This is a genomic window from Bradyrhizobium sp. HKCCYLRH2047 (assembly GCF_051168175.1).
Taxonomy (GTDB): domain Bacteria; phylum Pseudomonadota; class Alphaproteobacteria; order Rhizobiales; family Xanthobacteraceae; genus Bradyrhizobium.
Map to the genome: position 1 here is coordinate 16850 of NZ_JBNPUM010000015.1, position 15146 is coordinate 31995.

The following is a 15146-nucleotide window of genomic DNA, read 5'->3' on the forward strand; positions in this document are numbered from 1 at the left end:
TCCCATGCGCGATGACGAGCCTCACGCCGCCAGCGTGTTCTCCACCACCTTGATGAAGAACGACGTTCCGTAGACGATCGCCTCGTCGTTGAAATTGTAGGCGGGGTGATGCAGGCCGGCGCTGTCGCCATTGCCGACGAAGATGAAGGCGCCGGGACGGGCCTCGAGCATGTAGGCGAAATCCTCGCCGCCCATCATCGGCGGCATCTCGTGGACGTTGGCGTCGCCGGCGACCTCCTTGGCAGCGCGGATCGCGATCTCGGTCTGCTCGGCGTGATTGATCACCACGGGATAGCCGCGCGCATAGTTCAGGTCGATCCTGGCGCCGGTCATCTGAGCGACGCCGGTCACGACTTCGCGCACCCGCTTCTCCATCAGCTCACGCACCTTCGGCGTCAGCGTCCGCACGGTGCCGCGCAGCACCGCGCTCTGCGGAATCACGTTGCGGGCATTGCCGGCGTGGAACTCGCAGATCGACAGCACCGCGGCCTCCAGCGGATCGACGCTGCGCGACACGATCTGCTGCAGCGCGGTGACGAGCTGGGCGCCGACCAGGAGCGAGTCGATGCAATTGTGCGGCTTGGCGGCATGACCGCCATGACCCTCGATGGTGATGTCGATCGCGTCGGTCGACGCCATCAGCGCCCCCTGGCGGATGGCGAAGGCGCCGACCGGCAGGCCGGGCCCGTTGTGCATGCCGTAGACTTGGTCGATCTTGAAACGGTCGATCAGGCCGTCCTTGATCATCGCGTCCGCACCACCGCCGCCCTCCTCGGCCGGCTGGAAGATCACCGCCACCTCGCCGGCGAAGTTGCGGGTCTCCGCCAGATAGCGCGCGGCGCCGAGCAGCATCGCCGTATGGCCGTCATGGCCGCAGGCATGCATCATGCCCGGGGTCTTCGAGGCATAGGGCAGTCCGGTCGCCTCCACGATCGGCAGCGCGTCCATGTCGGCGCGCAGTCCGAGCACCTTCACCTCGCCATGGCCGGGCTTGCGGCCCTTGATGACCCCGACCACGCCGGTTTGGCCGAGGCCGGTCACGACCTCGTCACAGCCGAACTCGCGCAGCCGATCCGCGACGAAGGCCGCCGTCCGATGCACGTCGTAGAGCAGCTCCGGATGCGAATGGATATCCCGCCTCCAGGCCTGGATATCGGGCTGCAGATCGGCGACGCGGTTGACGATGGGCATGGGGAATCTCGTAACTCCGGTGGGACTTTGCGCCTGTTTAGCATGCAAAAGTCGCACCGCCCAAGATAAGGGCTGCGCCCGTCTCATGGCTCGGTCAACCAGCCATGAACGTGGCGCTTGTCCGGGCTGGTCCGGGCTGACTAAAAGCTCGCAACGATGGGAAGGGAATGCCGATGCCGAGACAGCTCGAGGGGGATTACGACTATATCGTGGTGGGCGCCGGCACCGCCGGCTGCATCCTCGCCAACCGGCTGTCGGCCGATCCCAAGGCCCGCGTCCTGATTCTCGAGGCAGGCGGCAACGACAACTGGATCTGGTTCCATATTCCGGTCGGCTACCTCTTCGCGATCGGCAATCCGCGCTCCGACTGGATGTTTCGCACCGAGGCCGAGCCGGGCCTCAATGGCCGCTCGCTGGCCTACCCCCGCGGCAAGGTGATCGGCGGCTGCTCGGCGATCAACGCCATGATCTCGATGCGCGGCCAGGCCGCCGACTACGACCATTGGCGCCAGCTCGGCCTCGCCGGCTGGAGCTATGCCGACGTGCTGCCGGTATTCAGGAGGCTGGAGGATCATTTTCTCGGCGAAAGCGAACACCATGGCGTCGGCGGCGGCTGGCGGATCGAGGCGCCCCGGCTGTCCTGGGCGGTGCTCGACGCGGTCGGCGACGCCGCCGAGCAGATGGGCCTGCGCCGCATCCCCGACTTCAACACCGGCGACAATGAGGGCATCAGCTATTTCCACGTCAACCAGAAGCGCGGCCGGCGCTGGTCCTCCGCGCGGGGCTTCCTCAAGCCGGCGCTGAGCCGGCCGAACCTGCGGCTGGAAACGCAGGTGATGGTGGATCGCCTGATCATCGAGAACGGCCGCGCCGCCGGCGTGCGCTTCCGGCAGAACGGCGAGACCATCGAGGCCCGCACCAGGGGCGAGGTCATCCTCAGCGCCGGCTCGATCGGCTCGGTGCAGGTGCTGCAGCGTTCGGGCATCGGCCCGGCCGAGTGGCTCGGCGCGCTCGGCATCGACCTCGTCCTCGACAGACCGGGCGTGGGACGCAACCTGCAGGACCATCTGCAGCAGCGCGCGATCTACAAGGTCACGGGCGTGAAGACGCTGAACGAGACCTACTACTCGCTGGTCCGCCGCGGCCTGATGGGTCTCGACTACGCGTTCCGGCGCCGCGGGCCGCTGACCATGGCGCCGTCGCAGCTCGGCATCTTCACGCGCTCGGATGCGACGCGCGACCGCGCCAACATCCAATTCCACGTGCAGCCGCTGTCGCTCGACAAGTTCGGCGATCCCCTGCATCGCTTTCCCGCGATCACGGTCAGCGCCTGCAATTTGCGTCCGACCTCGCGCGGCAGCGTCCGCATCCGCTCCGCAGCAATCGATGAAGCGCCATCGATCGCGCCGAACTATCTGGCGACCGAGGACGACCGCCAGGTCGCGGCCGACGCCATCCGCGTCACCCGCCGGCTGATGAAACAGAATGCGCTCGCCGCCTACAGGCCGGAAGAATATCTGCCCGGCCCATCGGTCGGCGATGACGACGCGGCGCTCGCCAAGGCCGCCGGCGACATCGGCACCACCATCTTCCACCCCGTAGGCACGGCGAAGATGGGCTCCCCCGATGATCCGATGGCCGTGGTCGACGAGCGGCTGCGCTTCCGCGGCATCGACCGCCTGCGCATCGCCGACGCCTCGATCATGCCGACCATCACGTCGGGCAACACCAACACGCCGACCGCGATGATCGCGGAGAAGGCGGCGATGATGATCCTGGAGGATGGGCGGTGAAGCGCGCGCATGCGATCCCGCTCGTTTTGCGCCGAACTCGCGCGCGCAATTCTCACCATCGGCATCGATGGCGTTGACACAGGGCGCTGTACGATACAGCGCCCTCTCCCCTTGTGAGAGAAGGCATCTTCGGCCTATCCACGCGCGCGGTTGGGTGAGGGTATATCTCGGCGAGCGACGCTCGTTGAGGCATACCCCTCACCCAACCGAGCTTGCTGCACTGTCCTACATGCCCTCTCCCACAAGGGGCCCACAAGAGGAGAGGGCGCATTCACCCGCACCGCGCCTCGTCTTATTGACGCCAAGTGTCACCGTAACGAGTTCGACGGCAGCCACCGCCGCGCGCAACGGATCAGACGATCCGCGCCACCAACGGGATTCGGCGCAACAGCACAGTCGCCAGCCAGCTCACCGACAGCGTGCCCGCCAGCACGATCGCGAACTTCACTCCCGCCGGCCACGCCGGGTCGTAGACCAGATATTGCAGCCACAGCAGCGGCAGGAAGTGCAGCAGATAGATGCCGTAGGCCGACGGCTGCAGGCGATCCATCAGCGCCAGCGGCGCCTTCGCCCAGCGCAGGAAGAAGGTCGGCACGCCGAACGCCATCGCAGCACAGAAGCTTGCCACGGCGCTGCCATAGGCCGCACGCCACCATAGCGGCGGCGAGTCGAAGTCGGCGATCCAGTTGTGATGGGCGTAGGCCAGCAACAGGATCGCGCCATAGCAGCCATAGGAAAGACCGAACCAGATCCACCAGCGCCGCACCAGCGCGCCGTCGGCCGCGAACGGGCCCGCTCGCAGCCCGGCGGCACCGATCGCGACGCCGCCGACGAAGAAGGCCGGATAGAGCAGCACCCGGCTCGCCTGCAGCGGCAGCGGAAAATGTCCGGGCATGAACCAGAAACCGTCACCGAAGCCGAGATGCGGCGGCAGATAGGCCAGGTTGGCGATCACGAGGAAGATCAGGAAGCCAGTGAGCGGATAGTGCAGCAACGCCCCGGCCCAGCGCCCGACTGCGCCGATCGCCTGCGGCGCCAGGACGCAGACGAGCGCAGCCAGTATATCAAACCCCAGCAGCACGCCGAGAAACCAGGCCGAGCCGGACGGCCACGGCCCTTCGCTGATCATGCGCCACCACACCGCGGCGAACTGATCCTCGGCCACGTAGTATCGGTAATAGGCGATCGGCATGATCACGAGGATCGACACGATGTAGGGCACGCCGAGCCGCAGCGCGCGGCGCCCGACATAGTCCGACGCGCCCCGGCCCGCCAGGCTTGCCGGCACGAACAGGCCGGAGATGAAGAACATGCACGACATGAAGTAGCTGTCGTTGAACAGCGCGACGAGGTCGAAGCCGAGCCAGTGCATGCGGTCGCCGCCCTGGCCGAAATGAGTGTAGTTGATGGCGGAGTGATAGAGCACGACCGAGAGCGTGATGAACGTCCTGGCGCGATCGAGCGGCACGATCCGATCGGCAGACAGCTCGGTTCGTTGCAGGTTGGGGATCACGCGCTCATGCATCGACGTCGCATCCAGTCCATCAGCCGCCCTTCGGCGGCGCACGCCGCTTGTATATTTCGCGCGGCCCTGCGCCGACATCCTGCGCGAGCAGGTGAGCCGCCGGCCATGGCCGGCATGATCACGAACACGTCATCGCGTTTCGATCGCGAGAAGCCGGGAATAAAACCGGGCCGCCATCGCTCTTCTCACCCGCAAGCCCGATGACGGGCAACGGGAGATGACGATGAGCCTTGGTGATCACGACGAGAACGGCGTCAGCCGTCGCAAGGTGCTGGAGTGCATGACGTGGGCAGGCACCGGCGTGCTCTGGACGCTATCGGGCGGCGTGCCGCGTTCGCTCGGCCTGGTCGACGCCGCGCGGGCGGCCGAGCAGCCCGCCTCCGGCCTGACCTTCCTGCAGATCAGCGACAGCCATGTCGGCTTCGACAAGCCGGCCAATCCCAACGCGCTCGGCACGCTCGAGGAGGCCGTCAACCGCATCAAGGCGATGCCGGTGAAGCCGTCCTTCATGATCCACACCGGCGACATCTCGCATCTGTCGAAGGCGGCCGAGTTCGACGACGCCGATCGCATCATCTCGCAGACGCGGCTCGACGTGCACTACGTGCCCGGCGAGCACGACTTCCTCGACGAGGACGTCAAGCTCTACAAGGAGCGCTACGGCAAGGGCACGCGCGGCTCCGGCTGGTATTCGTTCGACGCCAATGGCGTACACTTCATCGGGCTGGTCAACGTGGTCGATCTCAAGGCCGGCGGGCTCGGCAATCTCGGCGCCGAGCAGCTCGCCTGGCTGGAGCAGGATCTCAAGGGCCGCTCCAAATCGACCCCGGTCGTCGTGTTCGCGCACATCCCGTTGTGGACCGTATATCCGGAATGGGGCTGGGGCACCGAGGATGGCGGCCGCGCGCTGGACAGCCTGAAGGGGTTCGGCTCGGTGACGGTGCTGAACGGCCATATTCATCAGGTGATGCAGAAGGTCGAGGGTAACGTCACCTTCCACACCGCGCGCTCGACCGCCTTTCCGCAGCCGGCGCCGGGCACGGCGCCCTCGCCCGGCCCGATGAAGGTCGAGGACGCCAGGCTGCGCAGCCTGCTCGGCATCGCCAGCATCGACTTCAAGGTCGGGTCCGAGCGGCTCGCCATCATCGACACGCCGCTGGCCGGCTGAGGACGGAAACGCAATGAGCCAGTCTGTTGTTCGCGGCGCCTGCCTCGCCGCCGCGCTGCTTCTCGGCGCCACGCCGCTGCGCGCCGAGACCATCAAGGTCACCATCGACAACTTCACCTTCACCCCGGCCGCGGTGACGGTGAAGGTCGGCGACACCGTGACCTGGACCAACCACGACGACATCCCGCACACGGTGGTGTCGGCCGGGAAATACCGGTCGAAAACGCTCGATACCGACGACAGCTTCTCCTTCACCTTCGCAGCCGCCGGCGACTACAAATATTTCTGTTCGCTGCATCCGCACATGACGGGGCTGGTCAAGGTTGAGTAGCATCGCGAACCAGGGCATGAGCATCGTCGCATGGACCGGTCGGCGGCGTAGCGCCGGCCGCGCCGTGCGACCGCGAACCGGGCCGGAGACCACGCCGGTGACGACAGCCAGTGACGATCCCGAGAGGGCGCGACGCTTCCGCGAGGCGGCACTGCCGCATCTCGACGATGTCTACACGCTGGCGCGCTATCTGCTGCGCAACGCCGCCGACGCGGAGGACGCGGTGCAGGAATGCTACCTGCGCGCTCTGAAGCATTTCGACACCTACCGTGGTCCGGCGATGAAGCCGTGGCTGTTTGCGATCCTGCGCAATGTCTGCCACGCCGAATTCGCGCGCCGCGCCGGTGCGCCGGTCAAGGCGCTCGACGATGCGCCCGAAGCGGCCGAGCAGCCGCCGCTGTGGCAGGAGAGCACCGAGACGCCGGAAGGCGCCGTGCTGCGCGAGCGCGATGCCTCGGCGATCCGGCGAATGATCGACACGCTGGCCGAGCCGTTCCGCGAGACGTTCGTGCTGCGCGAGGTCAACAATCTGTCCTATCGCGAGATCGCGGAGGCCGCCGACGTGCCGGTCGGCACCGTGATGTCGCGTCTCGCCCGCGCCCGCGCGATGCTGCGCGCCGCCTGGCTCGCGCAGGAGGAGCTCTAGCCATGACCTGCGATGAAGCCGAGATCCTGATCCACGCGCTGGCCGATAGCGAGCTCGACGCCGGCCACGCTCTCGAGGTCGAAGCCCATGTCGCGACCTGCCCGCGCTGCGCTGCGGAGCTTGCTACCATCAGGGAGATGAAGCAGATGCTCGCCGGCGCCGACCTCGGCTACAAGGCGCCCGCCGCCTTGCGCCAGCGCATCGAAGCCGCCCTGCCGCCGGTCGAGGCGGCCGTCGTTACTCCGTTTGCCGTCCGGCCGAGCCGCCGCTCGCTGCTGAAGGGCTTTGCGATGGGCTCGGCCGTGTCGGCGCTGGCCGCCACCGGTCTCGTCGCCATCGTGCTGCGCAATGACGACCAGCAGCGGATCGAGGCCGAGATCGTCTCGGCGCATCTGCGCTCGCTGCAGGCCGGCCACCTGACCGACGTGATCTCGACCGACCAGCACACCGTCAAGCCCTGGTTCAACGGCAGGCTCGACGTGGCGCCGCCGGTGATCGACCTCACCGCTGAGGGATTCACCCTGATCGGCGGGCGGCTCGATTATGTCGATGCCCGCCCGATCGGCGCGGTGGTCTATCGCCGCCGCCAGCACGTCATCAATCTGTTCGTGGCGCAGACCTCGTCCACCGAGCGCCGCGCCGCACGGATGGACACGATCCAGGGCTTCAATATCAGGAGTTGGCGCGACCGCGGCCTCAGCTATTGGGCGATCAGCGATATCGGCGGCGACGAGCTCGAGGAGTTCGGCGAGCGGTTCGAGCGGAAGATGGGTGGGAGCAGCTGAGTCGCTCTCGCGCGCTCCGTCATTGCGGGCGAAGCGACGCAATCCCGAGGCGCGAAGGAAGGCTGGATTGCTTCGCTCGCCATGACAAGCCCTTCGTAGGGCGGGCAAAGCGTAGCGTGCCCCACCAAAGGTCCTGCGAGGATCGAGATGGTGGGCACGGCGCGTCGCGCCTTTGCCCACCCTACATGTTCGTCAGCTCACGCCGATTTGCGGATGGCGTTGTCGACCAGGGTCTTGCCGAGCGACCAGATCGCGCCGGGGACCTTGTGGCTCTGCGCGATGACGTCGTCGAAGGCGCGCTCGATCCAGGCGCAGTCCTCCTCGGTGATGGTCAGCGGCGGCAGCAGCTTGATCGTGTGCAGGCCGTGACCGGCGACCTGGGTCAGGATCTTGTGATCCTTGAACAGCGGCACCGTGATGAGCTGGCAGAACAGGCCCTTGTTGGCGCTCTCCAGCATGGTCCACGACGCCTTGAGGCGCAGCGATTTCGGCGGACCGAACTCGACGCCGATCATCAGCCCCTTGCCGCGGACTTCCTTGAGCAGCTCGTAGCCCGGCACCATCCGGGTCAGCGCCAGCCGCAGCTCGGCGCCGCGCTTGGCGGCTGCCTCGACCAGCTTCTCGGCCTTCATCACCTCGAGCGTGGCAATGCCGGCGGCCATCGCGAGGTCGTTCTTGGCGAAGGTCGAGCCGTGCACCACGGCGCGATCCATGCGGTTGAATATCTTGTCGAAGATCTGCTTGCGCGTCAGCAGCGCGCCGACCGGGACATGGCCGCCGGACAGCGCTTTCGACAGCAGCACCATGTCGGGCTCGACATTCCAATGTTCCACCGCGAGGAACCGGCCGGTGCGTCCCATGCCGGTCTGGATCTCGTCGGCGATGAAGATGGTGCCGTATTTCTTGCAGAGCGCAGCGGCACCCGGCAGGAACTCGTCGGAGGGCATGTTGACGCCCTTGCCCTGGATCGGCTCGACGATGAACGCTGCGATCTCGCGCGACGACAGCGCCTGCTCGAGCGCGGCAAGATCGTTGAAGGGGATTGCCGTGCAGCCCGGCAGCAGCGGCTCGAAGCCGTTGCGGAAGTTCGAATCATCGGTCAGCGACAGCGCGCCATAGGTGAGACCGTGATAGGAGTGCCCGCAATAGACGATGCCGGGCCGGCCGGTCGCGCCACGCGCGAATTTGATCGCGGCTTCCACGGTCTCGGCGCCGGAATTGGCGAAGAACACCTTGTCCAGATACGGGACATATTCCAGCAGCCGCTCGGCAAGAACGCCCGCCAAGGTCGAGACGTCGAGCTGAACGAGATTCGGCAGGTCGGTGTCGAGGACGCTTTTCAGCGCGGCGCGCAGTGTCGGATGATTGCGGCCGATTGCAAAGACGCCAAAACCGCTGAGCAGGTCAAGATAACGGGCCCCATCACGATCGTAGAGATATTGCCCTTGTCCCTTCTGGAACCCAACATCATATCCAATCGTTTTGAGAACGCGGACAAGCTGCTCGTTCAGATGCCGAGAGTGCATCGTGCTGCGCTGCGCTTGCCGCTCCACAAACATCTCGGAAACGTCTAGATTGGGTTTTAGCATCGGCTACATACTTCGGTTGATGGACGTGACGTCAACTGAAAACGCGCAATGCGGCGTTTTGCCCTCATTCGCACCATCAAAGCAAGCACGGGTTTCTGCCAATGTTGCATCGCCTTAGATATCTCATGTCGACGACACTAGCATACTCCGCAGTCGTGTTCGCAGCAGGAATTTCTTCCGCGCTCGCGGCCGACCCCACCGGCGACTGGCGGGTTGCCGACGGCGTCGCGAACATCCGAGTCGCACAATGTAATGGCAGCATGTGGGGCGTCGTGGCCTGGGAGAAGACCCCGGGCGGACGCGACAGCAACAACCCCGATCCGGCCCGCCAGAGCCGGCCGACGCTCGGCATGCCGATCCTGATCGACATGAAGAAGAAGCCCGGCGCAGACGCGTGGGAAGGCCAAGTCTACAACGCCAAGGATGGGCAGCTCTACAGCTCCACCATCACGCCGGTCGACCCCGATCACCTGGAGATCAAGGGCTGCGTGCTCGGCTTCCTGTGCGGCGGCGAGACCTGGACGCGGGTTGCTCCGCCGATTCCGTCGAGCCCTGTGAACAGCATGGCCAAAGGTACACAGAAACCAATCGCGCCGGCCCCTGCTCCGGCGGCCAAGACGACCACCGGCGTCGGCAGTGGCGCAACCGCATCGGCCAAGCCGGGACACAAGCCCGCGGACCAGGTCGGCGATATCTGCCTGCTGCCCGAGATCGCGCGCCCCCGCTAACTAACGGGCGTCCGTCACGCGAACAAAAAAAAAGCGGCCGAGAGATCGGCCGCTTTTTCTATTCCGTGATCACGAGCCCTCTTGCTCCTTGATCTCGCGAGGCTTGCCCATCAGCGCCGGCTGGAACAGCAGCACGGCGGCGAGCGTGGTGACCAGCGACAGCGCCAGCAGCTTGCCCATGCTGGACGTGCCGGGATGGCTCGACAGCCAAAGGCTGCCGAATGCGGTCGCCGTCGTCAGTGCGCTGAAGAAGATCGCCCGGGTCAGGCTGGTCTGGAGCAAATTTGTGCGGCCGCCGCGCCACGCCACCACGTAGTAGATCTTGAACGCGACGCCAATGCCTAGCAGGAGCGGCAGGGCGACGATGTTGGCGAAGTTCAGCGGCAGCTTGATCAGCACGCAGATCTCCAGCGTCACGGCGCCCGCAACCAGCAGCGGCACGATCGTCATGAGCACGTCGCTGAAGCGCTTCAAGGTCACCCACAGCAGGAGGCTGATCACGACCAGCGAGTAGATGCCGGCGTGGATGAATGCCTTCACGATCGTGTCACCGGACTTCAGGATCGAGACCGGACCGCCGATCGCGTTGGGCTCGGCCGTCAGGACGGCGTTGGCGAATCGCCTGAGATTGTCGTTGTCGTTCGGATCGCCCTTGGGCTGCGCCTCGACCCGAATCAGTCCGTCCTTGCTCTTCCACTGCGACACCAGTTCCGGCGGAAGGTTCGCGAGGCTGACCGGCTGCGCCTGGAGAGTGGCGCTGAGCTGCGTCAGCGTGATCTTCCACGGCTCGACGAACACCGCCTGCGCCTTGTTGCGAACCGTTTCGCTGGCGCCCGCGAGCCTGGCAAGCGCGTCGGCGAGCCGCCGCGACGCGACCGCGCCCGGCCCGTTGCTCTCGCCCGCGGTGCGCCGGAGATTGTCGACGGTCGAGTTCAGGGCGTCGACATTCTCCTTGTCGCTCGGCGCCGCATCGACCTGATCGGGGTTGAGTGCAGGCCCCAGCACCTTCGCGCCCTGCGCGATCAGCTTCAATTTGGCCGGCTGGTCCTCGGGGACGAAGCTGTCGAGCGACATCACGCGCGCCACCTCGGGCAACTTCGCCAGCTTGGCCTCGATCGCCTTGGCCTCGGTCTCGGAGCGCGTCAGCACGTCGATCGCATTGGCGCCCGTGTTCGGATCCTTTCGCAGGTCGAGATAGGTCGCGATCGACTCGGCGCGCGGATTGCGCAGGTTCATCGGGTTGAAGTCGAACTTCATGTAGTAGAGCAGCGGCAGGCCGGCGACGACCAGGCCGAGCGTGCCGACGATGATCGGCACGCGGTGCTTCTCGAGGAAATGATCGACCGGCGCCAGGAAGGCGTAGCCGACCGGCTCCTTCTCGCCGGGCGGATTGAGGATCCTCAGCAATGCCGGCAGCACCGTGATCGACGACAGGAACGCGATGATCATGCCGGCGCCGGCGATGGCGCCGAGCTCGGAGATGCCCTTGTAGTCGGTCGGCAGGAAGCACAGGAAACCGGCAGCCGTCGCCATCGCCGCGAGCGACAGCGGCACCGCGGAGCGGCGCGCGGCTTCCGCCAGCGCCTCCGGAAGATTGTCGTTCTTGAACCGCTCGGAGCGATAGCGCACGCTGAACTGGATGCCGAAATCGACGCCGAGGCCGATGAACAGCACGGCGAACGCGACCGACAGCAGATTGAGCGAGCCGACCATCATCAGGCCGACGGCCGTGGTGAGCGCGAGGCCGATGAACAGGTTGATGAACACGGCCGAGATGATCTTGGCCGAATGCAGCGCCAGCCACAGGATGATCAGCACGACGACCACGGTGCCGATGCCGTTGACGACGGCGCCTTCCTGCACGGTGGCGTATTCCTCGTTGGCGATCGGCACCGGCCCGGTCAGCCGCACGCGGGCGTGAAAGCGGTGCGGGAAATCGAGCTCGGCCGCCGCCTGACGGATCGCATCCGTCGCCGCCTTGCCGGGCTCCAGGGCCTGGTAGTCGAGGATCGGCTTGAACTGGATGAAGGCGCGCTTGTCGCTGTCTTCGAGCGGCTTGTCGGAGATCAGCTGGCGCCAGGAGAAGGTCGCATCGCCCTTGTCGAGCACGGTCTCGACCGTCTGGGAGATGTAGTCGAACGGCCGCGCGGCATTATCGAGCTTGACCTGGCCGCGCTTGACGCCGGCAAGGCCGGTCTCCAGCGCACCGGTCAGGCCGCGGATCGAGGGGTCCCCGGCCATGATCTCGACCAGCGGCGCCGCCGCCGTGAACTGGTCCGTGAGCTGCTTGACCTCCTCGGTCGGCAGGAACAGCAGGCCGTTCCTGGCGAAGAACTCGCCGCCGCCGAGCAGCTCGACCGATGAGAAGTTCGCGGTGTCGCCCTTGAGCTTCTTGGCAAGCGCATCAGCCGCCACGCCGGTCAGCTCCGGTGTCGCCGCCTCGACCACGCCCAGGATCATGCGATCGCGATCGAACGCCTGCTCATATTGCTGGTCGCGCTTGCGCCAGTCGAGATCAGGCGAAATCAGCTTGTTGATGTCGGTATTGATCGAGAAATGACGCGCCGTATAGAAGCCCGCGCCGACGGCGAGCAGCAGGGCCGCAATCAATGTCGGCCAGGCAAACCGGGTGCAGGCCTTGACGATCGAGACGACAAACGTGGTCAGCACTTCGTGACTTTCTAATGTTTAGAGAGCTGGGCGGAAACGTCCGCTTCATGGCGGAGTTCCCCGATCAGGGCGAGCCCCGGACGCACACATCCTGAGCGCGCCCCGACCCGGCCTGGCCCAACCTTGAAGACGAGGATGGTCCCTCGACGGCGGATCAAGTTGAACGATGCACGGAACCGTCGGGCCGGCTGATATAGCGGCTGTTCTCGGCGGTAAAGTGACGAACGAGTGAGAGCATAACCAACTCAATTGATTGATCTAATTTATAATTACTAAATTACCTGCAACCTCTCGGGGGCTGCGTGCGACGCATCACATGCGAGCGACTTGCAGACCGGCTTTTCTCTTCGCTCGATTTTTGACACAAAGCCCTGCGTTTCCATCCGTGTGGCGGGCCATTGGGGGCACTCGCTGGTGCGATTATTGCAACCCTGTCGCACGCACGGAGGTGCCGGGTCGAAAGTGAGGCAACGTGGCTGGACGTCCCATGCAGGTGTATCTCGCGCAGCCGCGCGGTTTTTGTGCTGGAGTCGTGCGTGCGATCGAGATCGTGGAGCGCGCGCTGGAGAAGTATGGCCCGCCGGTCTACGTGCGTCATGAGATCGTCCACAACAAGCATGTGGTCGAGAGCCTGAAAGCCAAGGGCGCCATCTTCGTCGAGGACCTCTCCGAGGTCCCCCCGCGCGCCGTCACCGTGTTCAGCGCCCACGGCGTCGCCCGGACGGTCGAGGAGGAAGCGGCCGCCCGCGGGCTGCCGGTGCTCAATGCCACCTGCCCGCTGGTGACGAAGGTTCACAACCAGGGCAAGCGCTACATGTCCAAGGGACGTACCCTGGTACTGATCGGTCATGCCGGCCATCCGGAGGTGGAGGGAACCATGGGCCAGGTTCCCGGCCCGGTCTACCTCGTGCAGAACGTGGCCGATGTGGCCGCCCTGCCTCTGCCGCTCGACACCCCCTTGGCCTATATTACCCAGACCACGCTCAGCGTGGACGACACCCGGGACATCATTTTAGCCCTTCAAGCCCGCTTTACAGACCTTCAAGGTCCCGATATCCGGGATATCTGCTATGCGACACAGAACCGCCAATCTGCGGTAAGGGATTTGAGCAAGCTGGTGGACGTCATCCTGGTGGTGGGCGCCGCCAACAGCTCCAACTCGAACAGACTGCGCGAGATCGGCACCGAGGCCGGGGTCGCAAGCTATCTGATCGCTGATGGCAGCGAGCTTGATCCGGTTTGGCTGAAGGGGGCCAAGGCCGTCGGCATCACTGCCGGCGCCTCGGCTCCCGAAGTGCTTGTCGACGACGTCATCGAAGCCCTGCGGCGCATCGGACCGGTCGAGGTCGCGGTGGTCCCGGGGCGGGAAGAAAACATCGAATTCCGCCTGCCGGCCGAGCTGGTCGCGGGCTGATCGGTCCTCGTTTGGTCCAGAAAGAAGAGACGTAATGGCAATCCCCTTCCATAAGGAACTGCGTATCGGGGCCTATCTGATGAAGCAGAAGCTTCTCGGCCGGAAACGCTATCCGCTCGTGCTGATGCTGGAGCCGCTGTTCCGCTGCAACCTGGCCTGCGCGGGCTGTGGCAAGATCGACTATCCCGACGCGATCCTCAACCGCCGCATGAGCGCGCAGGAGTGCTGGGACGCCGCCGACGAATGCGGCGCGCCGATGGTCGCGATCCCCGGCGGCGAGCCGCTGATCCACAAGGAGATCGGCGAGATCGTGCGCGGCCTCGTCGCGCGCAAGAAGTTCGTCTCGCTCTGCACCAACGCGCTGCTCCTGGAGAAGAAGCTCGACCTGTTCGAGCCGTCGCCCTACCTGTTCTTCTCGGTGCATCTCGACGGCCTGCGCGAGCATCACGACAAGGCGGTGTCGCAGAAGGGCGTGTTCGACCGCGCCGTCTCCGCGATCAAGGCCGCCAAGGAGCGCGGCTTCACCGTCAACGTCAACGCCACCGTGTTCGACGGCCACCCGGCCGAGGAGATCGCCAAGTTCCTGGACTTCACCACCGAGCTCGGTGTCGGCGTCACCATGTCGCCCGGCTATGCCTATGAGCGCGCGCCGGACCAGGAGCACTTCCTCAACCGCACCAAGACCAAGCAGCTGTTCCGCGACGTCTTCAAGCTCGGCAAGGGCAAGAAGTGGAATTTCATGCATTCCGGCCTGTTCCTCGACTTCCTCGCCGGCAACCAGGAATTCGAGTGCACGCCCTGGGGCATGCCTGCGCGCAACATTTTCGGCTGGCAGAAGCCCTGCTATCTGCTCGGCGAAGGCTACACCAAGACCTTCAAGGAGCTGATGGAGACCACCGACTGGGATTCCTACGGCACCGGCAAGTACGAGAAGTGCGCCGACTGCATGGCGCATTGCGGCTATGAGGCGACCGCCGCCAATGCGGCGCTGACCAACCCGATCAAGGCGATGTTCGTGTCGCTGCGCGGCATCAAGACCGAAGGCCCGATGGCGCCGGAGATCGACCTCTCCAAGCAGCGCCCGGCGCAATACGTGTTCTCGTCGGAGGTGCAGAAGCGCCTCTCCGAGATCCGCAAGGACGAGGCCGTCGAAGCCCAGCAGAAGGCCTCGACCGCGGCCTGAGGCCGCTGAGATCAGTCCACAACGAAACGGCCGCCGGGCAACCGGCGGCCGTTTTTCGTTGAGGTGCTATGGGCTCGTAGGCGCCGCTCCGTTTCGGTGCAGGGATTGCGCCTCTGAGCGAAG

General features: G+C 65.5%; 12 protein-coding genes. 8 read left to right on the forward strand and 4 right to left on the reverse strand.

Features of this window, described 5'->3' with window-relative positions; all coding sequences use genetic code 11:
• Positions 1-21: 21 nt before the first annotated feature.
• Positions 22-1191, reverse strand: a complete 1170-nt coding sequence (locus ACQR1D_RS27790) for a M20 aminoacylase family protein (RefSeq protein ID WP_315801251.1) — start codon at positions 1189-1191, stop codon at positions 22-24.
• Positions 1192-1364: 173 nt separating this feature from the next.
• On the opposite strand from ACQR1D_RS27790, the gene ACQR1D_RS27795 reads away from it, so the two are divergent.
• A complete protein-coding gene (locus tag ACQR1D_RS27795; protein WP_434840197.1) occupies positions 1365-2984 on the forward strand; it encodes a GMC family oxidoreductase in 1620 nt (539 codons plus the stop codon).
• 352 nt (positions 2985-3336) lie between these two features.
• Here ACQR1D_RS27795 and ACQR1D_RS27800 read toward each other — a convergent pair whose 3' ends face one another.
• Positions 3337-4509 (reverse strand): acyltransferase, encoded by a 1173-nt coding sequence (locus ACQR1D_RS27800; RefSeq protein WP_316183630.1) that lies wholly within the window; start codon positions 4507-4509, stop codon positions 3337-3339.
• Positions 4510-4732: 223 nt separating this feature from the next.
• Here ACQR1D_RS27800 and ACQR1D_RS27805 point away from each other — a divergent pair, with 223 nt between their 5' ends.
• From ACQR1D_RS27805 to ACQR1D_RS27820, 4 genes are all read left to right on the forward strand, one after another.
• Positions 4733-5677 (forward strand): metallophosphoesterase family protein, encoded by a 945-nt coding sequence (locus tag ACQR1D_RS27805; RefSeq protein ID WP_315801254.1) that lies wholly within the window; start codon positions 4733-4735, stop codon positions 5675-5677.
• A 13-nt stretch (positions 5678-5690) separates the two neighbouring features.
• Positions 5691-6008 (forward strand): cupredoxin domain-containing protein, encoded by a 318-nt coding sequence (locus ACQR1D_RS27810; protein ID WP_315801255.1) that lies wholly within the window; start codon positions 5691-5693, stop codon positions 6006-6008.
• Positions 6009-6105: 97 nt separating this feature from the next.
• Complete coding sequence (locus ACQR1D_RS27815) at positions 6106-6654, forward strand: sigma-70 family RNA polymerase sigma factor (RefSeq protein ID WP_316183628.1); 549 nt, start codon at positions 6106-6108, stop codon at positions 6652-6654.
• Between the two features lie 2 nt (positions 6655-6656).
• A complete protein-coding gene (locus ACQR1D_RS27820) occupies positions 6657-7439 on the forward strand; it encodes an anti-sigma factor family protein (protein WP_316183627.1) in 783 nt (260 codons plus the stop codon).
• Positions 7440-7636: 197 nt separating this feature from the next.
• Here ACQR1D_RS27820 and hpnO read toward each other — a convergent pair whose 3' ends face one another.
• On the reverse strand, positions 7637-9028 hold the full coding sequence (gene hpnO, locus ACQR1D_RS27825) for an aminobacteriohopanetriol synthase HpnO (protein WP_315714885.1): 1392 nt from the start codon (positions 9026-9028) through the stop codon (positions 7637-7639).
• A 101-nt stretch (positions 9029-9129) separates the two neighbouring features.
• Here hpnO and ACQR1D_RS27830 point away from each other — a divergent pair, with 101 nt between their 5' ends.
• On the forward strand, positions 9130-9756 hold the full coding sequence (locus ACQR1D_RS27830) for a DUF2147 domain-containing protein (protein WP_409997886.1): 627 nt from the start codon (positions 9130-9132) through the stop codon (positions 9754-9756).
• A gap of 69 nt (positions 9757-9825) precedes the next feature.
• Here ACQR1D_RS27830 and ACQR1D_RS27835 read toward each other — a convergent pair whose 3' ends face one another.
• Positions 9826-12426: an MMPL family transporter gene (locus tag ACQR1D_RS27835; RefSeq protein WP_434840196.1), complete on the reverse strand. Its 2601-nt coding sequence runs from the start codon at positions 12424-12426 to the stop codon at positions 9826-9828.
• Between the two features lie 487 nt (positions 12427-12913).
• Between ACQR1D_RS27835 and ispH the strand changes: the two genes are divergently transcribed.
• Together ispH and hpnH are read left to right on the forward strand one after the other, a co-directional pair.
• On the forward strand, positions 12914-13840 hold the full coding sequence (gene ispH, locus ACQR1D_RS27840; protein WP_315801259.1) for a 4-hydroxy-3-methylbut-2-enyl diphosphate reductase: 927 nt from the start codon (positions 12914-12916) through the stop codon (positions 13838-13840).
• A 34-nt stretch (positions 13841-13874) separates the two neighbouring features.
• On the forward strand, positions 13875-15023 hold the full coding sequence (hpnH, locus tag ACQR1D_RS27845; protein ID WP_316183626.1) for an adenosyl-hopene transferase HpnH: 1149 nt from the start codon (positions 13875-13877) through the stop codon (positions 15021-15023).
• Positions 15024-15146: the final 123 nt, after the last annotated feature.